This window comes from Pseudomonas cremoris, assembly GCF_014230465.1.
In genome coordinates this window covers 152925-179699 of record NZ_JAAXCY010000003.1, presented here as the reverse complement: position 1 = coordinate 179699, position 26775 = coordinate 152925, and the positions used below count along the sequence as shown (strand labels likewise).

The following is a 26775-nucleotide window of genomic DNA, read 5'->3' as shown; positions in this document are numbered from 1 at the left end:
TTATGCGCTGCTGATCACGCGGCCTTGGTGATCCACCAACGGGCCGCTCAAATGCACGCCGGCGGTATCCAATAGCAAACCTGTTGCGCCGAGTTGCAGGGTGATGCTGTCCTGGGTCATTACCAACGTCGCAGCACCGACGCTGGCGTTGATCTGTTCACGAGAAGCGGTGACGCTGGTAGGCCCATTGCTCCAATTGAACAGGTGACTGGCGTCGTCATAGTCGCTCTGAGTGCCGTCCTTGTATCGGCGTCGGGTCAACGAAGGCTCGCTGGAGACTGGTGGAAACAGGCTACTGTTGAGCCCGAACAAGGCCACAGACTGGGCGCCCCCTTCCCCGCCGCCGTAGTTGAGCAGCAGGCATTGTTCGCCGACGGACGGAATGCGGGTTTCACTTTGCGTACCGGCGCTGGGATTAAAAAACCGAATGGCCGGGCTGAGTAAATCGCCATGACTGACCTTGCAGGTATTGCTGGCAGGGTCGACCTCCTGGCACACGCCAATCCGGCAGAAATTTTCTGCGCGCCGATACAGGTCTTCAAGCTGGGCCTCCATTTCGGCCAGGCGTTCGACAATCGGCCCCAATTGCATGCGTAGCAATGCATCGAACATGGACTACTCCTGCAGAGGGCGATATTGGTCGGGATCGTTGATGTCGGCGACTTCCCAGGTGCGGGCAAACAGCGGTTTGCCTGTGGGATCTTCGAGTAGCGACGGGCCGAGGTAGAGGTTTTGGATGAAGGAAACGGTCCAGGTGTCGTAGTCCGTTTCTGCACTGGTCAGCGCGGATGGCGCAGCGACAATGCTGGTAGGCAGGTCGCATTGATCCGGCGGCAGGCCCCAGCGGTTGTCCAGGGCCAGGTCCATCAGTTGGCTGGCCAGGTCGCAGGCGTCAAACGCGGCCGACCCGCCGGCGACCGTGGCCTTGAGTGAAACCGACAAAGCATGCGCCTTGCGCCCTTCAAGGGAGCGCACGCCGGGGCCGTTGCGCTCCACGCTGATCAGTACGCCGGCTTTATCGTCGGCGCCGTTGAAGTCCTGATGATTGCCTACACGCAATTGTGGGAAAGCGCTCTTCAGCGCCTCCCCAATCGCCACGGGCAATTGGGAGGGTTTTTCGATAGGTGTCATGTTGTTGCGTCCTTGCAGCGGTTACTGCTGATCCGGGCGGTTGACGCCGATGCGCTTTGCCGCCCAACGTTCATAAAGGCCGATGGCGACGTCCGCGCCGGCCATGGCCGTAAGGCAACCAATGGCGCCTGCGGTCCAGATCGACATGCCCGCGGCGTAGCACAGCATCAATGCCGAGACCCCGCAGACCATGCACGCCCCGGACCGCAAGGCCAGTCGCCGTATCAGCGACCAGCCGCGGGCGCCCTCCTTGTCGGCGCGCCACATTTCGCCACTGACCCCGCCGATCAAGGCCAGTACGATCACCAGCCAGATAGGCATTTCCGCTAACGCTTGCTGCTCGTTTGTCATGTCACGCCTCCTGGCTGAGCAATACCGGCAAGGTGCCGGGGCTTGGGTACTTCCGTGTGTGGGTAGGCATTCCAAAAAGCCCGGTTGTCCGGGCTTTTCAGTAATGATTTCCTCGATCTTTCGGCGCTACTGGCGCGGTACGGACCTTTCCTCGATGTTTTTCCGACCACGATCCCTGTCTGCCGGATAACTGCTTCTGGTGTTTTACGCTGCACACCCGGGTCAGTTGCCAACCCTCTGAACCGTTGAGGCCGGTTCATCGCTGCCTGTTTTGCACTGCTGTGAAACTAAAGAGCGTTGGCATCCTTGCCGGTGTTGCCTGGCGTCCTTGCCATCGCTCTGATGGCGTCCTTGCCGGTGTTACGTGCCGTCCTTGTCTTCCTTGGCAGCATCCTTGCCGCCTCCACCAGGCCTTGTTGGCTGGCTTGAGATGAAGAATATGCATGTATGCATATACAGTCAATGCACAAATGCATTTATTTTCAGCCAGTAAATGCACTGATGCATTCACAGCCTTGCTGGCAGGGGGATTGGCGGTTTTTGACAGGCGAAAAAAAGCCCGCACATCGGCGGGCTTTGTCTTACGTCATGAGGTTAACGGGCGTACATGCCCCACCAGAATACATGGCCGAGGATGCTGATCTGCTCATCCTGGATTTCCTGGAAGCTGTAGTCTTCGTCCGGGTGCTCGTCGCGATTGAAACTGCGCAGGCGAATCCCGGAAGGCAAGCGATAGAGCTGTTTCACCCGCAACTGGCCGTTGTGATTGATTGCGTACAAGTCGCCATCGACGATATCGCCAATGCCGCTCTTGCCGGCATTCACCCCAACCGTCGCGCCATCACGCAGTACCGGCAACATACTATTGCCACGTACGGTCACACACTTGGCTTGGTCAAACTGCACACCGTTATGCCGCAGGCTGCGCTTGCCGAATCGCAGGCTGGCCTTCTCGCTTTCCTCGATGACGAATCTTCCTGATCCAGCAGCCAATTCAACCTCGCGCAGAAAGGGGATCGACACCTCGTCGTCATTCACGGGGGTGTCGTCATCCCACAGGCTTATGTCCTTGAGTTCCGAATGCATCGGGTCGCGAGCATCCTCTCGCGAAACACTCAGTGCCACGCGCCCGCGCAGTTGGTCGGTGCTGACGCGAAAGTATTCGGCGATGCGCGAAATATGCTTGTCCGACGGGTCAACGATCTTGCCGCTGAGAATCCTGGACAGTGTGGATTGAGGCACGCCGGTACGCCGGTGAAGCTCCGTGGGGGAGATCCGGTCGCGGTCCAGCAGCTCTCTTAAGACGATAGAAACGTTGCGTTTTTGCATAACGCGGATAGTGACGGGGGTTTTGAGGGTTGGCAAATGCTAATTTGCATATTTTATGCAATATCGGAAAGGTTTAGCCGGCCAAACTGCAGAGCGGGATGCAATTAACTCTGCGACGGAAGCTTTCGGCCGATTTTGCGGCTTTCTACATCCGGTGATGCTCCAACAAAAAGTCCACGAATAACCGCACCCGCGCCGGCATTGTCGAGCCACCTACAAACAGCGCGTGTATCGGTTCCTCATCGCCCGGGTTCCAAGCTTCCAGCAGCGGGATGAGGTCCCCTCGCTGCAGGTCCTCGTTCACGCTGAACCTGCCGATACGCGCAATGCCGGCGCCGACTCGCGCGAGCTGCGCCAGCGCTTCACCGCTGCTGCATTCGATGTTGCCGCTGACCTTGAGGGAAAATTCCCGTCCCTCGCGGATGAACGGCCAATTGGGCTCGGCACGCCGGAAGTTGAAGCGTAGGCAGTTGTGCCGCAAGAGGTCTTCAGGTTCCTGGAGACTGCCGTGGCGCTTGAGGTATTCGGGAGATGCCACCACGACCTGGCCGGTGGCGCCGATCCTGCGCGCGGTCAACGGGCTGTCGGGCAGATGGCCAAAACGTATCGCCACGTCGGCTTGGCCACCGAGAATGTCGACCACTTCATCGCCAAGGGTGAGGTCAACGACGATGTTGGGGTAGCGGGCACTAAACGCAGCCACTAGGGGAACAATGGCCAGCCGCCCATGGCCAAGGGCGGCGCTGACGCGCAATCGACCCCTTGGTACGCCTTGGTCGGCGATGGCGTCTTCGACCTCGGCCATGTCGGCCAGGATACGCCGTGCGCCACGCAGAAAAGCCTCGCCTTCGGCAGTGAAGCTGATCGTTCGGGTGGTGCGCAGCAGCAGCCGGGTGCCAAGACGTTGTTCGGTTCGCGCGATGATCCGACTGACCGCCGAAGGCGTGAGTCCCAATGCTCGCGCCGCAGCTGACAGGCTGCCTTCCTGCGCCACAGTGACGAAAACAAGCATGTCACCGGATCGGCCGTTGAAGTCCATTTGTGCCTCTTACGCATAGGTGATTGCCAAAAATGCTATCTACCGCGTTAAAACGCTGGATCGTAGCATTAGCGGCATAGATAAGGAGCCTTTCATGCGTATCAACCCACCACTTATCGCACTCGCCATGGGTGCCTTTGGCATCGGTGTTACCGAGTTCGCCCCCATGGGCATGTTGCCCGGCATCGCTGCGGACCTCGGCGTTTCCATTCCTGCTGCTGGCCTATTGGTCAGTGCTTACGCCATGGGCGTACTGCTAGGTGCGCCGCTGATGAGCCTGACCACCGGCAAGATACCCCGGCGGTATCTGCTGGTCGGACTCATGGCGATTTTCACCCTCGGTAACTTGATGTCAGCCCTGGCTACCGATTACTACAGCCTCATGATCGCCAGGGTGGTGACCTCACTCAACCACGGTGCATTCTTTGGCGTTGGCTCCATCGTCGCCGCCAGCGTGGTCGCCCCTGATAAACGTGCCGGGGCGGTTGCCGCAATGTTCATGGGGTTGACCTTGGCAACCATCGGCGGTGTGCCGTTGGCCGCCTGGTTTGGCGAAATGTTCGGTTGGCGCACCGCATTCTGGGGAATTACCGGCCTCGGCGTGGTGGCCATGACCGCATTGTGGTTCGCCCTGCCAGACCTGAAAGCGCCGCCGAGCGCTGGAATAATGGCCGAAATCCGAGTACTCGGCCGTGGCCCGGTGCTGGGCGCGCTGGCCCTCACTGTAGTCGGCTCGGGTGCAATGTTTACCGTCTTCACCTACATCGCGCCCATCCTCAGCAGCGAGACCCACGCGTCCACCGCCTACATCACTGCCATGTTGGTGCTGTTTGGTGTGGGACTGACGCTGGGCAACATGTGGGGTGGCAAGGCCGCCGACCGCTCGATAGATCGCACCCTGATCGTTTCGCTGAGCGTGCTGATTCTCGTCTTGCTGGCGTTTACCGTACTGATGCGTTGGCCGCTGCCGGCCGCCGTCGCCATCCTGATTTGGGGTATCGCCAGTTTCGCCTTGGTGCCACCGCTGCAAATGCGCGTCATGGAAGCCGCCAAGGACGCACCTAATTTGGCTTCGGCGATGAACATCGGCGCGTTCAACTTCGGCAACGCGATCGGTGCAGCGCTGGGCGGCGCGGTGATCAATGCCGGGCTGGGTTATCCGGCGATTTCCTTGGCCGGAGCGGCAATGGCGGGTCTGGGACTGTTGATGGTGCTGGCTTTCGTGTGGCGTTCCAAGACTGTTGTAGCTGCGGTGGTGTGACCACGATAGGAGCAGGGCTGCCAGTCCACTTGATGGCAGTTGCTCTTGCTTGAGTGATGGGGATAAGGGGCACGAACGCTTTTGCGTTTTACCTACCCGTTTGCGACCTGCGAAGGGCCGACTTCGCGTGTTAACCTTGCCGCCATCGCAAAATCGCAGGGCCGAATGCCCCACCTTTGCCCCACTCCTTCCAACAAATTTGCTAACTATCTGATGAGTAAAAACACTTCCGATCTGTCCTCCCACACCCCGATGATGCAGCAGTACTGGCGCCTGAAAAACCAGCACCCTGATCAGTTGATGTTCTATCGCATGGGCGACTTCTACGAGATCTTCTACGAAGATGCGAAGAAAGCCGCCAAGTTGCTGGACATCACCCTGACCGCGCGCGGGCAGTCGGCGGGGCAGTCGATTCCGATGTGTGGCATTCCTTACCACTCGCTGGAAGGTTACCTGGTCAAGCTGGTGAAGCTGGGCGAGTCGGTGGTGATCTGTGAGCAGATCGGCGACCCGGCCACCAGCAAGGGGCCGGTGGAACGTCAGGTGGTGCGCATTATTACGCCGGGGACGGTGAGTGATGAGGCGCTGCTGGATGAGCGTCGCGACAACCTGATCGCGGCGGTGCTGGGGGATGAACGCCTGTTTGGGCTGTCGGTGCTGGATATCACCAGCGGCAATTTCAGTGTGTTGGAGATCAAGGGCTGGGAGAACCTGCTGGCGGAGCTTGAGCGCATCAATCCGGTGGAGTTGTTGATCCCAGATGACTGGCCCAAGGATCTACCGGCGGAAAAACGCCGTGGGACCAAGCGTCGTGCGCCGTGGGATTTTGAGAGAGATTCGGCGCTGAAAAGCCTGTGCCAGCAATTCTCTGTGCAGGACCTTAAAGGCTTCGGTTGTGAAACCCTGACCCTGGCCATCGGCGCCGCCGGTTGCCTGCTCAGCTACGCCAAGGAAACCCAGCGCACCGCCCTGCCGCACTTGCGCAGCCTGCGTCATGAACGCCTGGACGACACCGTGGTGCTCGACGGTGCCAGCCGTCGCAACCTGGAACTGGACACCAACCTGGCCGGCGGGCGCGACAACACCCTGCAATCGGTGGTCGACCGTTGCCAAACCGCCATGGGCAGCCGCTTGCTGACTCGCTGGTTGAACCGTCCACTGCGGGATTTGAGCGTGTTGCAAGCGCGTCAGACCTCTATTACCTGCCTGTTGGACGGTTATCGCTTCGAGAAACTGCAGCCGCAGTTGAAGGAAATCGGCGATATCGAACGCATCTTGGCGCGGATCGGCCTGCGCAATGCGCGGCCTCGTGACCTGGCGCGCCTGCGCGATGCCCTCGGCGCGCTGCCGCAGTTGCAAGCCGCGATGACCGAGTTGGATACACCGCACCTGCAACAACTCGCCGTGATCGCCAGCACCTACCCGGAACTGGCAGCGCTGCTGGAAAAAGCCATCATCGACAACCCGCCGGCGATCATCCGTGACGGCGGCGTGTTGAAGACCGGTTACGACAGCGAACTGGACGAACTGCAAGCCCTGAGCGAAAACGCCGGCCAGTTCCTGATCGACCTGGAAGCTCGCGAAAAAGCCCGCACGGGCCTGGCCAACCTGAAAGTCGGCTACAACCGCGTGCACGGCTACTTTATCGAGTTGCCAAGCAAGCAGGCCGAGTCCGCCCCTATCGACTATCAACGTCGCCAGACCCTCAAGGGTGCCGAGCGCTTTATCACGCCGGAGCTCAAAGCGTTCGAAGACAAAGCATTGTCGGCCAAAAGCCGCGCGCTAGCTCGGGAAAAGATGCTCTACGAGGCCTTGCTTGAGGACCTGATCAGCCAACTGGCGCCGCTGCAGGACACTGCCGCCGCCTTGGCCGAGCTGGATGTTCTGAGCAACCTCGCCGAGCGAGCGCTGAACCTGGACCTGAACTGCCCGCGTTTTGTGAGCGAGCCGTGCATGCGCATCGTGCAAGGGCGCCACCCGGTGGTGGAGCAGGTATTGACCACACCGTTCGTCGCCAATGACCTGTCGCTGGATGACGATACACGCATGTTGGTCATCACTGGCCCGAACATGGGTGGTAAATCCACCTATATGCGTCAGACCGCCTTGATTGTGTTGCTGGCGCATATCGGCAGCTTTGTGCCAGCGGCCAGTTGCGAGTTGTCCCTGGTGGACCGTATTTTCACCCGGATCGGTTCCAGCGATGACCTCGCCGGTGGCCGTTCGACCTTTATGGTGGAAATGAGCGAAACCGCCAACATCCTGCACAACGCCACCGAACGCAGCCTTGTCCTGATGGACGAAGTGGGTCGCGGCACCAGCACCTTCGACGGCCTGTCCCTGGCATGGGCGGCGGCCGAGCGTTTGGCGCACTTGCGTGCCTACACGCTGTTCGCCACTCACTACTTCGAACTGACCGTACTGCCGGAAAGCGAGCCACTCGTGGCCAACGTGCATCTGAATGCCACAGAGCACAACGAGCGCATCGTATTCCTGCACCACGTGTTGCCAGGCCCCGCCAGCCAGAGCTACGGCTTGGCTGTGGCGCAATTGGCGGGCGTGCCGAGCGAGGTGATTACCCGCGCCCGCGAACACCTCAGCCGCCTGGAAACCACGGCATTGCCGCATGAAACCGTGGTCGCAAGTCCCGCCAAAGCCTCAAGCAAACCCGCCGCACCGCACCAGAGCGATATGTTTGCCAGCCTGCCCCATCCGGTGCTGGAAGAGTTGGCTAAGCTTGACTTGGACGACTTGACGCCGCGCAAAGCGCTAGAAATGTTATATGCACTGAAGGTTCGGATATAACGCTGACGCTTGCAAGCTGGTAGACTCTCGCGCGGTTTGGGATGCTGCAGGCTCTTAGCCTGGCCTGCAGACTATCGCTCCTGAACCTCGCGAGCCCTGCCACAAAGGGTTTCGCTGCCGCCGCCTGAGGAGAAAATTAGAAATGACCTTCGTCGTCACCGACAACTGCATCAAGTGCAAGTACACCGACTGCGTGGAAGTATGTCCGGTGGACTGCTTCTACGAAGGCCCGAACTTCTTGGTAATCCACCCGGATGAGTGCATCGACTGCGCCCTGTGTGAGCCAGAATGCCCGGCCGTCGCCATTTTCTCCGAGGACGAAGTCCCGGCAGAGATGCAGGAATTTATTCAGTTGAACGTCGAGCTGGCGGAAATCTGGCCGAACATCACTGAGAAGAAAGACTCTCTGCCGGATGCAGCAGAGTGGGATGGCGTCAATGGCAAGATCAAAGACCTGGAGCGCTAACAGCGCCGCCGCCAAACAAAAGAAGGCCCTTCGGGGCCTTTTTTACGTTCAGGGAACGCGTATTCACTTTCCTGCGGGCAAAAAAAGGGGCGGTTTGACCCGCCCACATTTTTTCCCTAGTCCCTGTATTCCTTTTCATCATCCTGATGAATCGCATCCTGCGACGTTCCTTCAAACCATCGTTCCTTGATGGCTGTGTCAATCCGTGGACACAGGGCTGATCTTAGAGAGTTCCAAAAGAAGTTCAACGGGATGCAACTTTAGGACTGACACCCTAAGGGATCAGACCAACGATAAATATTTGTTATGTTTCAAGTAGATAGAAAACACTCTCATTCTTTCAAGCCGCTCTTGTAAGCCGAAAAAACCATTCACTTACGAAAAAGTAAGCGAATGCTTACACCAGCAATTGCGTAAAAGCGTAACAAGCACCTTTTCTCACTCAGTCGTCGCTGACAGTAATCGTCGGCATGGCTGGCGCCGAGGCTTCCTGCAGGACAATACGCGCCCCCACATGACGGGCCAGTTCCTGGTAGATCATAGCGATCTGGCTGTCCGGCTCGGCGACCACGGTAGGTTTGCCGCCGTCAGCCTGCTCGCGGATCAGCATCGACAGCGGCAGCGAGGCCAGCAGTTCAACACCGTATTGGGTCGCGAGCTTCTCACCGCCGCCTTCTCCGAACAGATGCTCGGCGTGGCCGCAGTTGGAGCAGATGTGCACCGCCATGTTTTCCACGACGCCCAGTACCGGAATATTGACCTTGCGGAACATCTCGACGCCTTTCTTGGCGTCGAGCAGCGCCAGGTCCTGGGGCGTTGTGACGATCACCGAACCGGCCACCGGGACTTTCTGCGCCAAGGTCAATTGGATATCGCCGGTGCCGGGTGGCATGTCGATCACCAGGTAGTCCAGGTCGCCCCAGGCCGTCTGAGTGACCAGTTGCAACAAGGCACCGGAGACCATCGGCCCGCGCCAGACCATCGGTGTGTTGTCGTCGGTCAGGAAAGCCATGGACATGACTTCCACGCCCAGGGACTCGATCGGCACAAACCATTTCTGGTCCTTGACCTTCGGTCGGGTGCCTTCGGCGATACCGAACATCACGCCCTGGCTCGGGCCGTAGATATCGGCGTCGAGAATACCGACGCGCGCGCCTTCACGCGCCAACGCCAAGGCCAGGTTGGCCGCAGTGGTGGATTTACCCACGCCGCCTTTGCCGGACGCCACGGCGACCACGTTCTTGACGTTGGCCAGGCCAGGGATCTGCGCCTGGGCCTTGTGCGGGGCAATCACGCATTGAATGTCGACCTTGGCTGAGCGCACGCCGTCCAGACCTTCAATGGCCATTTGCAGCATTTGCGCCCAACCGCTCTTGAACAGGCCAGCGGCATAGCCCAGCTCCAGCTGGACCAAAACCTGGTCGCCCTGAACCTCGATGGTACGTACACAGCCGGCACTGACCGGGTCCTGGTTCAAATAGGGGTCGGTGTACTGGCGAAGAACGGCTTCCACCGCTGCGCGATTGACGGCGCTCATGGGCTACTCCCGAAAAAAGACTGACTGAAACAGGCGGCTATCCTAACCGTTCCGGCCGCCCAGCGGCATGCTTTGAAGAAGCGGAAACATCGCGACGGGGTGAAATATATTTCCCGGCGCTTTATAGTGGCCGACCTCCGTTTCATCAAGTAGCCGAGCCCCATGTCCGAGCCACGCAAGATCCTCGTCACCAGCGCCCTGCCCTATGCCAATGGTTCCATCCATCTTGGCCATATGCTTGAGTACATCCAGACCGATATGTGGGTGCGCTTCCAGAAGCATCGCGGCAATCAATGCATCTATGTCTGCGCGGACGACGCCCACGGTTCGGCCATCATGTTGCGCGCCGAAAAGGAAGGCATCACCCCGGAACAACTGATCGCCAACGTGCAGGCTGAACACAGCGCCGACTTTGCCGAGTTCCTGGTGGATTTCGACAATTTCCACTCGACCCACTCCGAGGAAAACCGCGAGTTGTCGAGCCAGATCTACCTGCGTCTAAAGGAAGCTGGGCACATCGACCAGCGTTCGGTGACCCAGTATTTCGACCCGGAAAAGAAAATGTTCCTGGCCGACCGCTTCATCAAGGGCACCTGCCCGAAATGCGGCACCGAAGACCAGTACGGCGACAACTGCGAAAAATGCGGTGCGACCTACGCGCCGACTGAGTTGAAGAATCCGAAGTCGGCGATCTCCGGCGCTACCCCGGTGCTCAAGGACTCCCAGCACTTCTTCTTCAAGCTGCCGGACTTCCAGCAGATGCTGCAAGCCTGGACCCGCAGCGGCACCCTGCAGGACGCCGTGGCCAACAAGCTCGCCGAATGGCTCGACAGCGGCCTGCAACAGTGGGACATCTCCCGCGATGCGCCGTACTTCGGCTTCGAGATTCCGGGCGAACCTGGCAAATATTTCTATGTGTGGTTGGATGCGCCAATCGGCTACATGGCCAGCTTCAAGAACCTGTGCGATCGCACGCCGGAGCTGGACTTCGATGCGTTCTGGAACAAGGATTCCACCGCCGAGCTGTACCACTTCATCGGCAAGGACATCGTCAACTTCCACGCCCTGTTCTGGCCGGCGATGCTCGAAGGCTCGGGCTACCGCAAGCCGACCGGCATCGCAGTGCACGGCTACTTGACCGTCAACGGCCAGAAAATGTCCAAGTCCCGTGGCACCTTTATCAAGGCGCGCACCTACCTGGACCACCTGTCGCCGGAATACCTGCGCTACTACTACGCCTCCAAGCTGGGCCGTGGCGTCGATGACCTGGACCTGAACCTGGAAGACTTCGTACAGAAGGTCAACTCGGACCTGGTGGGTAAAGTCGTTAACATCGCCAGCCGTTGCGCCGGGTTTATCCACAAGGGTAACGCCGGCCTGCTGGTGGCCGAAAATGCCGCGCCGGAACTGACCGACGCGTTCCTGGCCGCTGCGCCAAGCATCGCCGATGCCTACGAGGCGCGCGACTTTGCACGCGCCATGCGTGAAATCATGGGCCTGGCAGACCGCGCCAACGCCTGGATCGCCGACAAGGCACCGTGGTCGCTGAACAAGCAGGAAGGCAAGCAGGCGCAAGTCCAGGCGATCTGCGCCACGGGCGTCAACCTGTTCCGTCAGTTGGTGATCTTCCTCAAGCCAGTGCTGCCGTTGTTGGCCACCGACGCGGAAGCGTTCCTTAACGTCGCGCCGCTGACCTGGAATGACCACGCCACCCTGCTCAGCAACCATCAGCTGAACGAGTTCAAGCCGCTGATGACCCGTATTGACCCGGTGAAAGTCCAGGCCATGACCGATGCTTCGAAAGAAGACCTGGTCGCCAGCCAGACCGACACGGGCGAATCGGCACCTGCCGGTAACGGTGAGTTGGCCAAGGACCCGCTGTCGCCGGAAATCGAGTTCGACGCGTTCGCTGCGGTGGACCTGCGTGTGGCGCTGATTATCAAGGCCGAAGCCGTAGAAGGTGCCGACAAGCTGCTGCGCCTGACACTGGACATCGGTGACGAGCAACGCAACGTGTTCTCGGGCATCAAGAGCGCCTACCCGGACCCGTCCAAGCTCGATGGCCGCCTGACCATGATGATCGCCAACCTCAAGCCACGGAAAATGAAGTTCGGAATCTCCGAAGGCATGGTGATGGCAGCCGGCCCTGGCGGCGAAGAGATCTACCTGTTGAGCCCTGACAGCGGCGCGAAGCCGGGTCAACGCATCAAGTAAGCCCGCAAAACAGCCCTGTCGTTTCGGCGACAGGGCTTTTCAGCTAGTCCCCCCTTCTCGCTTGTCGGATAATCAGGCTCTGTTTGTTTAACCGGCATGCCAATGATCACTGCATGAACCTCATTCAACGTATCGACGCACTGTTGCCGCAGACCCAATGCGGCAAGTGCGGGCACCCGGGCTGCAAGCCTTACGCCGAGGGCATTGCTCAAGGCGAGGCAATCAATAAGTGCCCGCCCGGTGGGCAGGAAACCATTGCCGGGCTCGCGCAGTTACTAAGCGTTCCCGTGGTGGAACTGGACACCACGCGTGGCGAGGCCCCTGCGCAAATTGCCTATATCCGTGAGGCTGAGTGCATCGGCTGCACCAAATGTATCCAGGCGTGCCCGGTGGATGCGATTGTCGGTGCCGCCAAACTGATGCATACCGTGATCATTGATGAATGCACCGGCTGTGACCTGTGTGTGGCGCCCTGCCCCGTCGATTGCATCGAGATGCGCCCGCTGGCAACCGTGCTGCCCATCGTGGGCGGCCTGGCCAGCACTGATCACGAGCGTCATGAGCGTGGCCTCAAGCGTGATCGCGCTCGGCGTCGATTTGAACAACGCAACGCACGCCTGCACCGCGAAGAGGAACTCAAGCTCGCTGAGCGCCTGGCCCGCGCCAAGCGCTCAGCGCCCGTCGACGCGCCTGCGGAAAATACCCATCAAGCGGATAATGATGCGGCGATCAAGAAAGCCAAGATCGGCGTTGCAATGAGCCGTGCGCAGTTGCTCAAGTCCTTGAAGGCATTCGGTCATCCGCCGACCTTTGAACAGCAATCGCAGCTGATCGTCCTGCAACACCAATTCGAAGTCGCAGAGCAAGCGCTCGCGGCACTGCAAGCAAGTAGCCCACCACCCGCACCGCCAGCCAAAGACCCTGAGCTCAAGCGCGCAAAAATCCAACTGGCCTTGCGCCGCGCCGAACTGAAAAAGGCCCAGGAGCAGAATGCGGACCCACAGCAACTGGCAACGTTGAGCGCTGCGCTGGCCGCTGCTGATCAGGCCCTGCACACCGCCGAAGCGATCTCCGAACAACCTCTGCCGGATTTACAGCGCCTACAAAAGCGGCCCATCGACAGCCAACTGCGCCAACTAAAAACAGCCCTGGCCTACGCCCGTGCCGATCTCAGCAAGCTACAACGCCAGCCAGAAGCCAGCATGGATGAACTTAACGCAGCTCAACACAAGCTTGAAGAAGCACAGCGCCAAGTAGATGCCCATGGTGGTGGGTAACCAGTAGCTTGTAACGTGCCACTGACGACACCATATTGATAGCGTCCGGGTTTATCCTGCTCCCGCTCTGACCTTCCGCTGACCGCCTGCAAGGAATCATCAGCCCCATGAACGCCGCAAAACGCCTGGAAATTTTCCGCAGGCTTCACGAAGACAATCCCGAACCCAAGACTGAACTGGCCTACTCCTCGCCGTTCGAGTTGCTGATTGCGGTGATTCTGTCGGCCCAGTCCACGGACGTTGGTGTGAACAAGGCCACGGCCAAACTGTATCCGGTAGCCAATACACCTGAAGCCATCTATGCCCTCGGCGTGGAAGGCTTGTCCGAATACATCAAGACCATCGGTTTGTATAACAGCAAGGCCAAGAACGTTATCGAGACCTGCCGCCTGCTGGTGGAACTGCATGGAAGTGAAGTACCGCAAACCCGCGAAGCACTGGAGGCCCTGCCGGGTGTGGGACGCAAGACTGCCAACGTGGTTCTCAATACTGCGTTCCGCCAACTGACGATGGCCGTGGACACTCATATCTTTCGGGTTAGCAATCGCACCGGCATTGCCCGCGGGAAGAACGTGGTGGAAGTGGAAAAGCAGCTGATGAAATTTGTACCCAAGCCGTATCTGCTCGACTCCCATCACTGGCTGATCCTTCACGGACGCTACGTTTGCCAGGCACGCAAGCCGCGTTGCGGGAGCTGTCGCATCGAAGACCTGTGCGAATTCAAGGAAAAGACTTCCGACGATTGAAGGATCATTGGTTTTCTCGATCAGCCGATTGAAAAAATCTTTTTTACCCTTTCATGGATTATCGTTATAAGGAGCGCCAACGGCAGTCTTAGCCCGGAGTGAACCTTATGAGCACTGGCAAAGAACAACTGGAAGTGGAAGACGAGCTCGTTGAGTCGGATGACGATGGAGCAGAAGCACCTGTGGCAGAGGTGGCCAAGACCAATCTGAGCAAACGCCGCACTATCGATAATCTTCTGGAAGAGCGACGCTTGCAAAAACAACTGGCCGATTACGACTTCGACCTCTGAGCGAGCAGTCGACGACCGGAAGCCTCCCTGACGGAGGCTTTTTTTCGCCGGTGGCCCAGGCTAAAACGCGTTGCAACTCCCCAGCTATACCAGGCCGTTACGCTGAGCCAGCTCGATCAGGTCCACCAGTGAGCGAGCGTTGAGCTTGAGCAGCAGGCGCGTTTTATAGGTGCTGACTGTCTTGTTGCTGAGAAACATGCCATCTGCGATTTCCTTGTTGGTCTTGCCCCGGGCCAGTTGCTGCAACACCATCATCTCCCGGCCCGACAGACGCTCGACCATATCGGCCTCGCTGGCATTACCCATTGTGGAACGCACCGAATTGAGCGCCTGGTTCGGGAAATAGCTGTAGCCCGACAGAACCGCCTTGATGGCGCTCAACAACTCCGTCAAGTCCTGCTGCTTGCACACGTAGCCCGCTGCCCCCGCCTGCATGCAGCGCATGGAAAAATGGCCAGGAGCCTGAGATGTCAGCACCAGCACCTTGAAAGGCGTCGGCTGTTTGGTGGAAGACAGCCGGCAAATAACTTCCAGGCCATCGAGTTTAGGAATTCCAATATCCAGAATGACAATGTCCGGCATATGCTCCCGCGCAAGTTGCAAGGCATCGACACCGTTATCAGTCTCGGCAACGACCTCATAACCATGGCGTTCCATTAGCATACGCACAGCAAGACGAATGACGGGATGATCATCCACGATCAGCACTTTATTCATGAGAAAGTCCAATTTCGCTGTTCGAATTATTTAGAGCAAGCACAATAGCCTAGTCGTTTCCTAGTTGGCATAGCATTACACCCTGAGCAACAGCAGGCAGAGACCCAACCCACAACGATAAAGGAAATGCCCTACAAAAAAACGCAAACTTAGATGTATCCAGTTTTATGGAGCCTTTCAGACCTTTCCCGGGCCATACATATTTAGAGCCAAATTTCCAAGAGATCTGGGGGCAGCGGTAAACGTGCCGCACACGACTTTCAGGAAATGCCCCTTGCCTAGCTATTAAGGGCAAGGAAGCAAGCCGAAAAAATTCTGCTGTTTCGGTTCCATTAAACATATTTTCTTACACCCTTATTTCCTACAGAATTTTCGGCAACTTACAGAGTCGCCGCACTTTAATGAGTGAAATTTCTGTAAGACTAGTTCCCAATCAGATGTAAAACTTTCATTCACAGCCTCAAAACACCCCCACCGATAATTCCGCACGTTTAAAACAATCAAACTACATCTGTACGTACGTTTAAAAACATAAACATGAGTATCTCTTAAAATCCACAGGCAAAAAAAATGGCCCCTTAACAGGGGCCATTTTCCACAACAGGCAAAACACTCAGAACAACGAGCGACCTTTGTTTGCAGCAATGCGCATGCGCAATGCGTTCAACTTGATAAAGCCTGCCGCGTCCGCCTGGTTGTAGGCGCCGCCATCTTCTTCGAAGGTGGCGATATTGGCGTCGAACAGTGACTCGTCGGATTTACGACCGGTCACGATCACGTTGCCCTTGTACAGTTTCAGGCGCACGACGCCGTTCACGTGGACCTGGGAGGCGTCGATCATCTGTTGCAGCATCAGACGCTCAGGGCTCCACCAGTAGCCGGTGTAGATCAGGCTGGCGTACTTGGGCATCAACTCGTCTTTGAGGTGAGCCACTTCGCGGTCCAGGGTGATCGATTCGATCGCGCGGTGAGCGCGCAGCATGATGGTGCCGCCTGGGGTTTCGTAGCAGCCACGGGACTTCATGCCCACGTAACGGTTTTCGACGATGTCGAGGCGGCCGATGCCGTGTTCGCCACCGATACGGTTCAGGGTCGCCAGTACAGTGGCTGGGGTCATCTCGACACCGTCCAGCGCGACGATGTCGCCGTTGCGGTAGGTCAGTTCCAGGTACTGCGGCTTGTCAGGAGCGTTCTCCGGGGAGACGGTCCATTTCCACATGTCTTCTTCGTGCTCGGTCCAGGTGTCTTCCAGCACGCCGCCTTCATAGGAGATATGCAGCAGGTTGGCGTCCATCGAGTAAGGGGACTTCTTCTTGCCGTGACGCTCGATCGGGATTGCGTGCTTTTCAGCGTAATCCATCAGCTTTTCACGGGACAGCAGGTCCCATTCACGCCAAGGGGCAATCACTTTCACACCTGGCTTGAGGGCGTAGGCGCCCAGTTCGAAACGCACCTGGTCGTTGCCTTTGCCGGTGGCGCCATGGGAAATGGCGTCAGCGCCGGTTTCGTTGGCGATTTCAATCAGGCGTTTGGCGATCAGCGGGCGTGCGATGGAGGTACCCAGCAGGTACTCGCCTTCGTAGACAGTGTTGGCGCGAAACATCGGGAAAACGAAATCGCGGACGAACTCTTCGCGCAGGTCGTCAATGTAGATCTCTTTCACGCCCATGGCTTGCGCCTTGGCACGTGCAGGTTCGACCTCTTCGCCCTGACCCAGGTCAGCGGTGAAGGTCACCACTTCACAGTTATAAGTATCCTGCAGCCACTTGAGGATCACCGAAGTGTCCAGGCCGCCGGAATACGCGAGAACGACCTTGTTTACGTCGGCCATGCCATCACTCCACGGGGTTGTACGGAAAGCCGTCGATTCTACCGACCAAAACCGTGAAATTACAGGGGCGCGACAGCAAATGAAGATAAAGCGACAGATTATGTCGAGCGGGCGACCGATGGTCGCACCTTACGAGGTGGCGGCCGGGTTGTTCGATGCGGCGGCCTGGGGCGCCGGTTTCTCAGGGGTTGCCACCCGTTCCAGCTGAATATTGACCCGCCGGTTGCGCGCACGATTGGCCGCATTGGTGTTAGGCGCCAGTGGATAGCTTTCACCGTGGAAACGCAGGGTGATCTGCGATTCCTGAATGCCGTTGCCCTTGAAGTAATCCATCACCGCGAGCGCGCGGCGACGTGACACGTCGCGGTTGGTCAGGCGGTTACCACTGTTGTCCGAGTGGCCATTGAGCTCGATATGGTTAACCGTGGGATCGGCTTTCATATAGGCCAGAATCACCGACAGCTTCTTCTTGGCCGCGGCATCCAGCTCGATGCCACCACCAGGAAACCCGACCTCGGTCTGTTTGACCTGATCGTAATTCATCGGCAGCAGCTTAGTAGTACACAGCTGATAGTCGTTGTAGGCCTTGTTGAACTTGACCGGCAACAGGCGGATTTCCGAGTAGCCGCCTTCTCGTCCGTAATGCCGCACAGTAGGGCTGCGTCCTTCCAACAGGCCATTGAACAGGCGACCAGCCTGCACCTGGGAACTGTTGAACAACACATCGCCACTGCCAGCACGTACGGCGCCGAGATTGATATCGCCTCGCCCTGGCTGCCAAGGTGCAGCGGCAGCCAACAGCGTTGCGGAACCGGCGCCCAGAGAGCCGTTATAGGCTTTCAGACGAAATGTTGCCTGCTCGCCGGCCCTGCGCACGAACTCACCCGAGCCGAAATCGGTAATCGGCTGGGTCAGGCGGCACTCGAACTGGTCACCTTCTACCTTCCACTCAATATTCTCCAGGCGCGTCTGGAACGTGAGGGCCATCGCAGGCAGGCTGGCGAACACACTGAGCAGGGCTAGATATTGCTGGCGCACGGGAGGCTCCACTGGTTTCTACAACACTTCAAAGCGTCATACATCGATAAGGCATACAAAAGGCTATCGGATGCATCCTGCAAAACTTGATAGCGAGTGCCTGCAAGAGTCTTTTCCGGTAGCATTCCCACCAGATTGACCCGCCTGGAATCCCCAATGTCCGACCGCCTGACCCTGCTGCGTCCCGACGACTGGCATATTCATCTTCGCGATGGTGCTGCGTTGCCCCAAACCGTGGCCGATGTTGCGCGCACGTTTGGCCGCGCCATCATCATGCCTAACCTGGTACCACCGGTGCGTAACGCCGCTGAAGCCGACGCCTATCGCCAGCGTATCCTCGCTGCGCGGCCGGCCGGCAGCCGCTTCGAACCGTTGATGGTGCTCTACCTCACCGACCGCACCCAGCCCGAAGAAATTCGTGAAGCCAAGGCCAGCGGTTACGTGCACGCCGCCAAGCTGTACCCGGCAGGCGCGACCACCAACTCCGATTCCGGCGTGACCAGTATCGACAAGATACTGCCGGCCATTGAAGCCATGGCCGAAGTCGGCATGCCACTGCTGATCCACGGTGAAGTCACCCGTGGCGACGTGGACGTGTTCGACCGCGAGAAGATCTTCATCGACGAGCATATGCGTCGTGTAGTCGAGCTGTTCCCGACTCTCAAGGTGGTGTTCGAACACATCACCACGGCCGACGCCGTGCAGTTCGTCACCGAGGCTTCGGCCAATGTCGGTGCGACCATCACCGCTCATCACCTGCTGTACAACCGCAACCACATGCTGGTGGGCGGGATTCGGCCGCACTTCTATTGCCTGCCGATCCTCAAGCGCAACACCCACCAGGTGGCTCTGCTGGATGCTGCCACCAGCGGCAATCCGAAGTTCTTCCTCGGTACCGACTCGGCGCCGCACGCCCAGCATGCCAAGGAAGCGGCATGCGGTTGTGCCGGTTGCTACACCGCCTACGCGGCGATCGAGCTGTACGCCGAAGCGTTCGAACAACGTAACGCCCTGGACAAGCTCGAAGGTTTCGCCAGCCTCAACGGCCCGCGTTTCTACGGCCTGCCGGCGAATACCGACCGCATCACCCTGGTTCGTGAAGACTGGACCGCCCCTGCCAGCCTGCCGTTCGGCGAGCTGACTGTCATCCCGCTGCGCGCCGGTGAAACACTGCGCTGGCGCCTGCTGGAGGAAAGCAAGTGAGTGAAGACCATTACGACGACGAACACGAGCACAGTGGTGGCGGTTCCCGCCATCCGATGGCCGAGCGGTTTCGCGGCTATCTGCCGGTTGTCATCGACGTAGAAACCGGTGGTTTTAATTGCGCCACCGACGCACTGCTGGAAATCGCCGCAACCACCATCGGCATGGATGAACAGGGTTTTGTGTTCCCGGAGCACACCCACTTCTTCCGTGTTGAACCGTTTGAAGGTGCCAACATCGAAGCGGCAGCGCTGGAGTTCACCGGGATCAAGCTTGATCACCCATTGCGTATGGCGGTGAGTGAAGAAGCGGCACTGACGGATATCTTCCGTGGCGTACGCAAGGCGTTGAAGGCCAATGGCTGCAAACGCGCGATCCTGGTGGGCCACAACAGCAGCTTCGACCTGGGCTTCCTGAATGCCGCCGTGGCGCGCCTGGACATGAAACGCAACCCGTTTCACCCGTTCTCCAGCTTCGACACCGCCACCCTCGCAGGCCTGGCGTATGGCCAGACGGTACTGGCCAAGGCCTGCCAAGCGGCGGGGATAGACTTTGATGGCCGTGAGGCCCACTCGGCTCGCTACGACACCGAAAAGACGGCCGAGTTGTTCTGCGGCATCGTCAACCGCTGGAAAGACATGGGCGGCTGGGAAGACTTCAACGACTGAGATCGTTTCCCGCACATAAAAAAACCGGCCTTCTCAGGCCGGTTTTTTTGTACCGCGATTCTGGCTTACAGCTTGCCAGCGTTCTCGGTCAGGTAAGCCGCAACGCCTTCTGGCGAAGCGTTCATGCCTTTGTCGCCTTTTTTCCAGTTGGCCGGGCAAACTTCGCCGTGCTCTTCGTGGAATTGCAGGGCGTCGACCAGGCGGATCAGCTCTTCCATGTTACGGCCCAGTGGCAGGTCGTTAACGATCTGGGAGCGAACAACGCCTTTGTCGTCGATCAGGAATGCGCCACGGAACGCCACGCCGCCTTCGGACTCAACGTCGTAGGCCTTGGCGATGTCGTGTTTCAGGTCGGCAGCCATGGTGTATTTGACTTTGCCGATGCCGCCATCATTGATGGCAGTGTTGCGCCAGGCGTTGTGGGTGAAATGGGAGTCGATGGAAACGGCAACCACTTCAACGTTACGCGCCTTGAAATCGTCCATGCGGTGGTCCAGGGCGATCAGCTCCGAAGGGCAGACGAAGGTGAAGTCCAGCGGGTAGAAGAACACCAGGCCGTATTTGCCTTTGATGGCTTCAGACAGTTTGAAACTGTCTACGATTTCGCCATTGCCGAGGACGGCAGGTACGTCGAAATCCGGGGCTTGTTTGCCGACGAGTACGCTCATTGGGTATCTCCTGATGTAGGGGTGACGATTGAAGTAAAAGGACCGCTTCCAAGTCTGCCGTGTATAAGCGACAGCCCTGTGACGCGGTCACGCTTCGTGAAGACCGACCATCATACACTGAAAAAACCGTTCGTCAGTGAGGGCGCGGTGCCAGCAAATACCCTGCGATTCTACTTTGACAATCATTCTCGTTAACATTAAGATCCATCGCACTTAAGCCTTAAACCCGCGATGGTTCTCCCTTATGTATGTGTGCCTCTGTACTGGCGTCACCGACGGACAAATCCGCGAAGCAATCTATGAAGGTTGCTGCAGCTACAAGGAAGTGCGTGAAACCACCGGCGTTGCCAGCCAGTGCGGTAAATGTGCTTGCCTCGCCAAGCAAGTGGTACGGGAAACTCTGACGCAGCTGCAAACAGCCCAGGCCGCGATCCCCTATTCAGCAGAATTTACACACGCTTAATGTGGCGTGTTTTAAAGAACCGGACTTAGTGTCCGGTTTTTTTATGCCCACAATTCAATTAGTTAGCGTCAAGACGCGGAACACAAACATTCTTATTCCGATTAATTTTCATTTATTATTCAATAACTTAGGTTTGACACTAAGGTTTTCGCCGCTCAAACTCCGCCCTATACACAGCTATTACAGGGCAGGACCCCAGTCATGAAAGGCGACATCTCAGTCATCCAGCAACTCAACAAAATCCTTGCCAATGAACTGGTCGCGATCAATCAGTACTTTCTGCATGCGCGCATGTACGACGATTGGGGCCTGGAAAAGCTGGGCAAGCGTGAATACAAAGAATCCATCAAGGCCATGAAGGACGCCGACGCGCTGATCAAGCGCATCCTGTTCCTGGAAGGCCTGCCAAACGTACAGGACCTGGGCAAGCTGAACATCGGCGAGCACACCCAGGAAATGATCAGCAGCGACCTGAAGTTCGAGCAGAAAAGCCACAGCGACCTCAAGGCCGCCATTGCTCACGCCGAGACCAAGGGTGACTTCGGCAGCCGTGAACTGCTGGAAGACATTCTGGAAGACCAGGAGGAACACATCGACTGGCTGGAAACCCAATTGGGTCTGATCGACAAAGTCAGCCTGGAAAACTACCTGCAATCGCAGATGGGCGAATAACGCCCCCGCACGCAGGCATAAAAAACCCCCGCTCTCTTTCGAGAAGCGGGGCTTTTTATTGCAAACGGATCAAGCGTCAGTCTTGGCTGCCGCGTTTGCCGCTGCTTCTTTGATCAGCGTTTGCAGCGAGCCATCAGCCGCCATCTCAACGATGATGTCGCTACCGCCGACCAGTTCACCGGCCACCCACAGTTGTGGGAAGGTTGGCCAGTTGGCGTACTTCGGCAGGTTGGCGCGGATTTCAGGGTTTTGCAGGATATCCACGTAAGCGAATTTCTCGCCGCACGCCATGATGGCCTGGGAAGCCTTCGCGGAGAAACCGCACTGAGGAGCGTTAGGTGCGCCCTTCATGTAAAGCAGAATGGTGTTGTTGGCAATCTGCTCTTTGATCGTTTCGATGATATCCATGGAACACCTCGGCTGGAACTTTGCGACTCACAGGTCGGCACGGTGGCGCATTGTAACGCAAAATTCCAGCGTGGTGCTCAGGCCGCTGCTACCTGAACGGGAACGCCATTCAGCGCAGCGTTGCCCGATAACTCGTCCAACTGCCGTTCGTCGGTCAAGTCATTGGCGCTCGCCCCGGGCTGGCCGCTGGCAATCGTCATCTGTACACCTGGGCGCCCATGCCCCCAACCATGGGGCAGGCTGACCACTCCGGGCATCATGTCCAGGCTGGCCACCACTTCCACCTCGATCATGCCGATGCGCGAACTCACCCGCACACGCTGGCCGTCACTCAACTGCCGGCTCGCCAGGTCATTGGGATGCATCAGCAATTGGTGCCGTGGCTTGCCCTTCACCAGCCGATGATAGTTATGCATCCAGGAATTATTGCTGCGCACATGCCGACGCCCTATCAGCAGCAGCTCGTCAGCCGCAGGCACCGGTTGTGCGGCAAACCGCGCCAGGTCGGCGAGGATCACTGCAGGCGCAGCCTGCACCTTGCCATCAGCGGTTTTCAGGCGCCCGGCGAGGTTGGCCTTGAGCGGCCCCAAGTCCACGCCATGGGGATGATCCGCCAACATCGCTACCGACAGCTTATGCTCGGACGCGTCGCCGTAAAACCCGGCGCGCAACCCAAAGTCGATCATCTGCGCGGGTGCCATGGTCGGTTTGAGCACCGCGCCGGTCTGCGCAGCAAACGCCTGGGCCAGGCCGACGAATATCTCCCAGTCATGCAGCGCGCCTTCCGGTTTGGGCAGGATCGCGCGATTGAAGCGCGTGACATTACGCACCGCGAACATATTGAAGGTGGTGTCGTAGTGGTCGTTCTCCAATGCAGACGTGGACGGCAGGATCAGGTCGGCATACCGCGTGGTCTCGTTGATATACAGGTCGACGCTGACCATGAACTCCAAGCCATCCAGCGCCTGCTCCAACTGCCGGCCGTTAGGCGTCGATAACACCGGATTGCCCGCCACCGTCACCAACGCGCGGATTTGTCCTTCGCCCTCAGTCAGCATTTCCTCCGCCAACGCCGACACGGGCAGCTCGCCACCGTATTCCGGACGCCCGGAAACCCGACTCTGCCAGCGATTGAAATGCCCGCCGCCAGTGGACGCAACCAGGTCGACTGCCGGCGTAGTGCACAGTGCCCCGCCAACACGGTCCAGGTTGCCGGTAACCAGGTTGATCAGTTGCACAAGCCAATGGCACAACGTGCCAAACGCCTGGGTCGACACCCCCATGCGCCCGTAACACACGGCCTTGTCGGCTGCCGCAAAGTCCCGCGCCAACTGGCGGATCTGCTCGGCGGGCACGGCACACTGCGCGCTCATCGCGTCGGCGGTAAACCCGGCAATGGCTCGCCGAACGTCCTCCAGGCCTTCAACCGGCAGGTGACTGTCGCGAGTCAGCTGCTCGGTAAACAACGTATTGAGCACCCCGAACAGCAGCGCCGCATCACCACCGGGACGCACGAACAGGTGCTGGTCAGCCATCGCCGCGGTCTCGCTGCGCCGGGGGTCGACCACCACCACTTTTCCGCCCCGCGCCTGGATAGCTTTTAGGCGCTTCTCCACATCGGGCACGGTCATGATGCTGCCGTTGGACGCCAGTGGATTGCCACCCAGGATCAGCATGAAGTCGGTGTGGTCGATGTCCGGAATTGGCAACAGCAAGCCATGGCCGTACATCAAGTGGCTGGTGAGGTGATGGGGCAACTGGTCCACCGAGGTAGCGGAGAAGCGATTGCGCGTCTTGAGTTGGCCCAGGAAGTAGTTGCTGTGGGTCATCAGCCCATAATTGTGCACGCTGGGGTTGCCCTGATACACCGCCACCGCGTTCTGCCCATGACGGGTCTGAATGCCCGCCAGCCGTTCGGCTACTAACGCGAAAGCGTCTTCCCACGGGATCGGCTGCCATTCGCTGCCCACCCGCAACATGGGTTGGTGCAGGCGGTCCGGGTCGTTCTGGATATCCTGCAGCGCCACAGCCTTGGGGCAGATATGCCCACGGCTGAAGGTATCTAACGCATCCCCCTTGATTGACGTGATCGCCAAACTGCCGTCGTCGGCTTGTGTGGTTTCCAGGGTCAGGCCGCAGATGGCTTCACACAGATGGCAGGCACGGTGGTGGAGAGTCTTGGTCATGGCCAGTCTCTTTATCAGGGCTTTGAGCTCACTATGGGCCTCGACCTGGGCAGGCACCACTAACGTTCGCCCCGTGAATCGCAGGGCATCAGGCCGGACCATGGCTAAGCATGAGCAAATGTTTCAGAAACCTCCCACACTGTCGTTGAAACCGACACAACCTGGCTCAGGCCCGCCTCAGCGGATTGCAAAAGGTCGTGACGCCAGTGTACAAATGGCCCGCTGCTGTCTGGAAATCGTCTTCAAAAGCGCTCTCGCGCCCTTCTTGAACACCCTTAAAAACCGTAGCCCTATTGGTAAGACGCGACATTTAATTATAAGATCGCGCCTTCCCCTATTTCGTCGCCCCGTGCGGCTTTCGCCGCAGGTCTCGCCCGTTGTCACAATAAACAAGGCTTTGAGTATCTGCGGTCTGTTGCAAAAAGGTAGTTAATGATGAGCGCAAGGCACTTTCTCTCCCTGATGGATTGCACGCCCGAAGAGCTGGTCAGCGTGATCCGTCGAGGCATTGAGCTTAAAGACCTGCGTAACCGCGGCGTATTGTTCGAGCCTTTGAAAAACCGTGTACTCGGGATGATTTTCGAGAAGTCGTCGACCCGTACCCGTGTGTCGTTCGAAGCCGGCATGATCCAACTGGGTGGCCAAGCCATCTTCCTGTCGTCGCGCGACACCCAACTGGGCCGTGGCGAGACGATTGCCGACAGCGCCATCGTCATGTCGAGCATGCTCGATGCGGTGATGATCCGCACGTTTGCCCACAGCACCGTGACCGAATTTTCCGCCAACTCCCGTGTGCCGGTGATTAACGGCCTGTCCGATGACCTGCACCCGTGCCAGTTGCTGGCCGACATGCAAACCTTCCTTGAGCACCGTGGCTCGATCCAGGGCAAGACCGTGGCCTGGATCGGCGATGGCAACAACATGTGCAACAGCTATATAGAAGCGGCGATCCAGTTCGACTTCAAATTGCGCGTTGCCTGCCCGGAAGGCTACGAGCCGGATGCGCGCTTCCTCGAGCAAGCCGGTGACCGCGTGACCCTGGTGCGTGACCCGCGTGACGCGGTGACGGGTGCACACCTGGTGAGCACCGACGTCTGGACCTCCATGGGCCAGGAAGACGAAACCGCCAAACGCCTGGCCCTGTTCGCCCCGTATCAGGTGAACCGCGCCCTGCTCGACCTGGCCGCACCGGACGTGCTGTTCATGCACTGCCTGCCGGCGCACCGTGGCGAAGAAATCAGCCTCGACCTGCTAGACGACCCGCGCTCGGTCGCCTGGGACCAGGCCGAGAACCGCCTGCACGCGCAAAAGGCGCTGCTCGAATTCCTCGTTGCACCGTCGTATCACCACGCATGAGCCAGCCATTACTGCTGAACCTGCGCAATCTGGCATGCGGCTATCAAGATCAACGGGTGGTGCAGAACCTCAATCTGCACCTCAACGCTGGCGACATCGGGTGCCTGTTGGGCTCCTCTGGGTGCGGCAAGACCACCACCCTGCGCGCGATTGCCGGTTTTGAGCCGGTACACGAAGGCGAAATCAGCCTGGCAGGCGAAGTGATCTCAAGTGCCGGTTTCACCCTCGCGCCGGAGAAACGTCGTATCGGCATGGTGTTCCAGGACTACGCGCTGTTTCCCCACCTGAGCGTGGCCGACAACATCGCCTTCGGCATTCGCAAGCACCCGCAAAAAGACCGCGTGGTGGCCGAGTTGCTGGAGCTGGTCAACCTGAAGAACCTGGGCAAACGCTTCCCGCACGAGCTTTCCGGCGGCCAGCAACAACGCGTCGCCCTCGCCCGTGCACTGGCGCCTGAGCCGCAACTGCTGTTGCTGGACGAACCCTTCTCCAACCTTGATGGCGAACTGCGGCGCAAGCTCAGCCACGAGGTGCGCGACATTCTCAAGGCGCGCGGTACCAGTGCAATCCTGGTTACCCACGACCAGGAAGAAGCGTTCGCGGTGAGTGATCAGGTCGGCGTGTTCAAGGAAGGCCGCCTGGAGCAATGGGACACGCCCTACAACCTGTACCACGAACCGCAAACGCCTTACGTCGCGAGCTTTATCGGCCAGGGTTATTTCATCCGAGGTCAGTTGAGTTCGCCTGAGTCCGTCAGTACCGAATTGGGTGACCTGCGCGGCAATCGCGCCTACACCTGGCCGACCGGTGGAGCCGTAGATGTGCTGCTGCGTCCGGATGACATCGTCTATGCGCCCGATAGCGCACTGAAGGCGCGGATCGTCGGCAAGACGTTCCTGGGTGCGTCGACGTTATACCGCCTGCAATTGCCGACGGGCGCGCAGCTGGAATCGATTTTCCCAAGCCATGCAGACCATCAGGTCGGTGCAGACGTGGGGATTCGGGTGGCAGCTGAGCATCTGGTGTTGTTCCAGGCCTCGGGCAGTGTGGCAGCGCAGATTCCGCAGTCCGATTCGGGCGTGCGGCGCTACAGTCCAGCCCACTGAAAAAACCGGATCA

At 58.6% G+C, this 26775-nt stretch carries 25 protein-coding genes; 13 read left to right on the top strand and 12 right to left on the bottom strand.

Going from position 1 to position 26775, the window contains the following annotated elements; translation table 11 throughout:
- The 5 genes from HF257_RS07490 to HF257_RS07470 form a co-directional block, all read right to left on the bottom strand.
- Positions 1 to 612, bottom strand: coding sequence for a phage baseplate assembly protein V (locus HF257_RS07490; protein ID WP_185707560.1), 612 nt, complete (start codon positions 610 to 612; stop codon positions 1 to 3).
- Between the two features lie 3 nt (positions 613 to 615).
- Positions 616 to 1131, bottom strand: coding sequence for a hypothetical protein (locus tag HF257_RS07485; RefSeq protein WP_185707562.1), 516 nt, complete (start codon positions 1129 to 1131; stop codon positions 616 to 618).
- A 21-nt stretch (positions 1132 to 1152) separates the two neighbouring features.
- A complete protein-coding gene (locus tag HF257_RS07480) occupies positions 1153 to 1482 on the bottom strand; it encodes a phage holin family protein (RefSeq protein WP_135287710.1) in 330 nt (109 codons plus the stop codon).
- A 594-nt stretch (positions 1483 to 2076) separates the two neighbouring features.
- Positions 2077 to 2811, bottom strand: a complete 735-nt coding sequence (locus HF257_RS07475) for a LexA family transcriptional regulator (protein ID WP_185707564.1) — start codon at positions 2809 to 2811, stop codon at positions 2077 to 2079.
- Between the two features lie 145 nt (positions 2812 to 2956).
- A complete protein-coding gene (locus HF257_RS07470) occupies positions 2957 to 3850 on the bottom strand; it encodes a LysR substrate-binding domain-containing protein (protein ID WP_185707566.1) in 894 nt (297 codons plus the stop codon).
- 94 nt (positions 3851 to 3944) lie between these two features.
- Between HF257_RS07470 and HF257_RS07465 the strand changes: the two genes are divergently transcribed.
- The 3 genes from HF257_RS07465 (at position 3945) to fdxA (ending at position 8382) form a co-directional block, all read left to right on the top strand.
- The gene (locus HF257_RS07465; RefSeq protein ID WP_185707568.1) at positions 3945 to 5111 is read left to right on the top strand and encodes an MFS transporter; all 1167 of its coding nucleotides are present in this window, start codon (positions 3945 to 3947) and stop codon (positions 5109 to 5111) included.
- Positions 5112 to 5324: 213 nt separating this feature from the next.
- Positions 5325 to 7916 carry a DNA mismatch repair protein MutS gene (mutS, locus tag HF257_RS07460; protein WP_185707570.1) on the top strand — a complete coding sequence of 864 codons (2592 nt, stop codon included), beginning with the start codon at positions 5325 to 5327 and terminating at the stop codon, positions 7914 to 7916.
- A gap of 142 nt (positions 7917 to 8058) precedes the next feature.
- The gene (gene fdxA, locus HF257_RS07455; RefSeq protein ID WP_185707572.1) at positions 8059 to 8382 is read left to right on the top strand and encodes a ferredoxin FdxA; all 324 of its coding nucleotides are present in this window, start codon (positions 8059 to 8061) and stop codon (positions 8380 to 8382) included.
- A 442-nt stretch (positions 8383 to 8824) separates the two neighbouring features.
- Here fdxA and apbC read toward each other — a convergent pair whose 3' ends face one another.
- Entirely contained in the window at positions 8825 to 9919 is a 1095-nt protein-coding gene (gene apbC / locus HF257_RS07450; RefSeq protein ID WP_185707574.1) for an iron-sulfur cluster carrier protein ApbC, read from the bottom strand.
- Between the two features lie 162 nt (positions 9920 to 10081).
- Here apbC and metG point away from each other — a divergent pair, with 162 nt between their 5' ends.
- The 4 genes from metG (at position 10082) to HF257_RS07430 (ending at position 14446) form a co-directional block, all read left to right on the top strand.
- Positions 10082 to 12133 (top strand): methionine--tRNA ligase, encoded by a 2052-nt coding sequence (metG, locus tag HF257_RS07445; protein ID WP_185707576.1) that lies wholly within the window; start codon positions 10082 to 10084, stop codon positions 12131 to 12133.
- A gap of 113 nt (positions 12134 to 12246) precedes the next feature.
- The gene (rsxB, locus tag HF257_RS07440; protein ID WP_185707579.1) at positions 12247 to 13410 is read left to right on the top strand and encodes an electron transport complex subunit RsxB; all 1164 of its coding nucleotides are present in this window, start codon (positions 12247 to 12249) and stop codon (positions 13408 to 13410) included.
- Positions 13411 to 13517: 107 nt separating this feature from the next.
- Positions 13518 to 14156: an endonuclease III gene (nth, locus tag HF257_RS07435; protein WP_185707582.1), complete on the top strand. Its 639-nt coding sequence runs from the start codon at positions 13518 to 13520 to the stop codon at positions 14154 to 14156.
- Positions 14157 to 14263: 107 nt separating this feature from the next.
- A complete protein-coding gene (locus HF257_RS07430; protein ID WP_185707584.1) occupies positions 14264 to 14446 on the top strand; it encodes a PA3496 family putative envelope integrity protein in 183 nt (60 codons plus the stop codon).
- Between the two features lie 84 nt (positions 14447 to 14530).
- Here HF257_RS07430 and HF257_RS07425 read toward each other — a convergent pair whose 3' ends face one another.
- The 3 genes from HF257_RS07425 to HF257_RS07415 form a co-directional block, all read right to left on the bottom strand.
- Positions 14531 to 15163 carry a response regulator transcription factor gene (locus HF257_RS07425; RefSeq protein ID WP_094064811.1) on the bottom strand — a complete coding sequence of 211 codons (633 nt, stop codon included), beginning with the start codon at positions 15161 to 15163 and terminating at the stop codon, positions 14531 to 14533.
- Positions 15164 to 15776: 613 nt separating this feature from the next.
- On the bottom strand, positions 15777 to 16994 hold the full coding sequence (locus HF257_RS07420; protein WP_010212738.1) for an argininosuccinate synthase: 1218 nt from the start codon (positions 16992 to 16994) through the stop codon (positions 15777 to 15779).
- A gap of 129 nt (positions 16995 to 17123) precedes the next feature.
- The gene (locus HF257_RS07415) at positions 17124 to 18032 is read right to left on the bottom strand and encodes a flagellar protein MotY (protein ID WP_185707586.1); all 909 of its coding nucleotides are present in this window, start codon (positions 18030 to 18032) and stop codon (positions 17124 to 17126) included.
- Between the two features lie 156 nt (positions 18033 to 18188).
- Here HF257_RS07415 and pyrC point away from each other — a divergent pair, with 156 nt between their 5' ends.
- Positions 18189 to 19235, top strand: a complete 1047-nt coding sequence (pyrC, locus tag HF257_RS07410) for a dihydroorotase (RefSeq protein ID WP_032891786.1) — start codon at positions 18189 to 18191, stop codon at positions 19233 to 19235.
- The gene (rnt, locus tag HF257_RS07405) at positions 19232 to 19903 is read left to right on the top strand and encodes a ribonuclease T (protein ID WP_010212742.1); all 672 of its coding nucleotides are present in this window, start codon (positions 19232 to 19234) and stop codon (positions 19901 to 19903) included. The genes pyrC and rnt overlap by 4 nt, the downstream gene beginning before the upstream one ends.
- Before the next feature lie 65 nt (positions 19904 to 19968).
- Here the strand turns inward: rnt and HF257_RS07400 are convergent, their stop codons facing one another.
- Positions 19969 to 20571: a peroxiredoxin gene (locus tag HF257_RS07400; protein WP_185707588.1), complete on the bottom strand. Its 603-nt coding sequence runs from the start codon at positions 20569 to 20571 to the stop codon at positions 19969 to 19971.
- 244 nt (positions 20572 to 20815) lie between these two features.
- Between HF257_RS07400 and HF257_RS07395 the strand changes: the two genes are divergently transcribed.
- A complete protein-coding gene (locus HF257_RS07395) occupies positions 20816 to 21034 on the top strand; it encodes a bacterioferritin-associated ferredoxin (protein WP_003208706.1) in 219 nt (72 codons plus the stop codon).
- 201 nt (positions 21035 to 21235) lie between these two features.
- Positions 21236 to 21706 carry a bacterioferritin gene (bfr, locus tag HF257_RS07390; protein ID WP_185707590.1) on the top strand — a complete coding sequence of 157 codons (471 nt, stop codon included), beginning with the start codon at positions 21236 to 21238 and terminating at the stop codon, positions 21704 to 21706.
- A gap of 69 nt (positions 21707 to 21775) precedes the next feature.
- Here bfr and grxD read toward each other — a convergent pair whose 3' ends face one another.
- Together grxD and HF257_RS07380 are read right to left on the bottom strand one after the other, a co-directional pair.
- Positions 21776 to 22114: a Grx4 family monothiol glutaredoxin gene (grxD, locus tag HF257_RS07385; RefSeq protein ID WP_016970749.1), complete on the bottom strand. Its 339-nt coding sequence runs from the start codon at positions 22112 to 22114 to the stop codon at positions 21776 to 21778.
- Positions 22115 to 22191: 77 nt separating this feature from the next.
- On the bottom strand, positions 22192 to 24300 hold the full coding sequence (locus tag HF257_RS07380; protein ID WP_185707592.1) for a molybdopterin oxidoreductase family protein: 2109 nt from the start codon (positions 24298 to 24300) through the stop codon (positions 22192 to 22194).
- Positions 24301 to 24735: 435 nt separating this feature from the next.
- Here HF257_RS07380 and argF point away from each other — a divergent pair, with 435 nt between their 5' ends.
- Positions 24736 to 25656, top strand: a complete 921-nt coding sequence (gene argF, locus HF257_RS07375) for an ornithine carbamoyltransferase (protein ID WP_185707594.1) — start codon at positions 24736 to 24738, stop codon at positions 25654 to 25656.
- Positions 25653 to 26762, top strand: coding sequence for an ABC transporter ATP-binding protein (locus HF257_RS07370; protein WP_185707596.1), 1110 nt, complete (start codon positions 25653 to 25655; stop codon positions 26760 to 26762). The genes argF and HF257_RS07370 overlap by 4 nt, the downstream gene beginning before the upstream one ends.
- The last annotated feature ends 13 nt before the right edge of the window (positions 26763 to 26775 follow it).

Bases quoted from the DNA above. Each gene is read 5' to 3' on its own strand.
- HF257_RS07490 (WP_185707560.1), bottom strand. From the start codon at position 612: ATGTTCGATGCATTGCTACGCATGCAATTGGGGCCGATTGTCGAACGC.
- HF257_RS07485 (WP_185707562.1), bottom strand. From the start codon at position 1,131: ATGACACCTATCGAAAAACCCTCCCAATTGCCCGTGGCGATTGGGGAG.
- HF257_RS07480 (WP_135287710.1), bottom strand. From the start codon at position 1,482: ATGACAAACGAGCAGCAAGCGTTAGCGGAAATGCCTATCTGGCTGGTG.
- HF257_RS07475 (WP_185707564.1), bottom strand. From the start codon at position 2,811: ATGCAAAAACGCAACGTTTCTATCGTCTTAAGAGAGCTGCTGGACCGC.
- HF257_RS07470 (WP_185707566.1), bottom strand. From the start codon at position 3,850: ATGGACTTCAACGGCCGATCCGGTGACATGCTTGTTTTCGTCACTGTG.
- HF257_RS07465 (WP_185707568.1), top strand. From the start codon at position 3,945: ATGCGTATCAACCCACCACTTATCGCACTCGCCATGGGTGCCTTTGGC.
- mutS (WP_185707570.1), top strand. From the start codon at position 5,325: ATGAGTAAAAACACTTCCGATCTGTCCTCCCACACCCCGATGATGCAG.
- fdxA (WP_185707572.1), top strand. From the start codon at position 8,059: ATGACCTTCGTCGTCACCGACAACTGCATCAAGTGCAAGTACACCGAC.
- apbC (WP_185707574.1), bottom strand. From the start codon at position 9,919: ATGAGCGCCGTCAATCGCGCAGCGGTGGAAGCCGTTCTTCGCCAGTAC.
- metG (WP_185707576.1), top strand. From the start codon at position 10,082: ATGTCCGAGCCACGCAAGATCCTCGTCACCAGCGCCCTGCCCTATGCC.
- rsxB (WP_185707579.1), top strand. From the start codon at position 12,247: ATGAACCTCATTCAACGTATCGACGCACTGTTGCCGCAGACCCAATGC.
- nth (WP_185707582.1), top strand. From the start codon at position 13,518: ATGAACGCCGCAAAACGCCTGGAAATTTTCCGCAGGCTTCACGAAGAC.
- HF257_RS07430 (WP_185707584.1), top strand. From the start codon at position 14,264: ATGAGCACTGGCAAAGAACAACTGGAAGTGGAAGACGAGCTCGTTGAG.
- HF257_RS07425 (WP_094064811.1), bottom strand. From the start codon at position 15,163: ATGAATAAAGTGCTGATCGTGGATGATCATCCCGTCATTCGTCTTGCT.
- HF257_RS07420 (WP_010212738.1), bottom strand. From the start codon at position 16,994: ATGGCCGACGTAAACAAGGTCGTTCTCGCGTATTCCGGCGGCCTGGAC.
- pyrC (WP_032891786.1), top strand. From the start codon at position 18,189: ATGTCCGACCGCCTGACCCTGCTGCGTCCCGACGACTGGCATATTCAT.
- HF257_RS07400 (WP_185707588.1), bottom strand. From the start codon at position 20,571: ATGAGCGTACTCGTCGGCAAACAAGCCCCGGATTTCGACGTACCTGCC.
- HF257_RS07395 (WP_003208706.1), top strand. From the start codon at position 20,816: ATGTATGTGTGCCTCTGTACTGGCGTCACCGACGGACAAATCCGCGAA.
- bfr (WP_185707590.1), top strand. From the start codon at position 21,236: ATGAAAGGCGACATCTCAGTCATCCAGCAACTCAACAAAATCCTTGCC.
- grxD (WP_016970749.1), bottom strand. From the start codon at position 22,114: ATGGATATCATCGAAACGATCAAAGAGCAGATTGCCAACAACACCATT.
- HF257_RS07380 (WP_185707592.1), bottom strand. From the start codon at position 24,300: ATGACCAAGACTCTCCACCACCGTGCCTGCCATCTGTGTGAAGCCATC.
- argF (WP_185707594.1), top strand. From the start codon at position 24,736: ATGAGCGCAAGGCACTTTCTCTCCCTGATGGATTGCACGCCCGAAGAG.
- HF257_RS07370 (WP_185707596.1), top strand. From the start codon at position 25,653: ATGAGCCAGCCATTACTGCTGAACCTGCGCAATCTGGCATGCGGCTAT.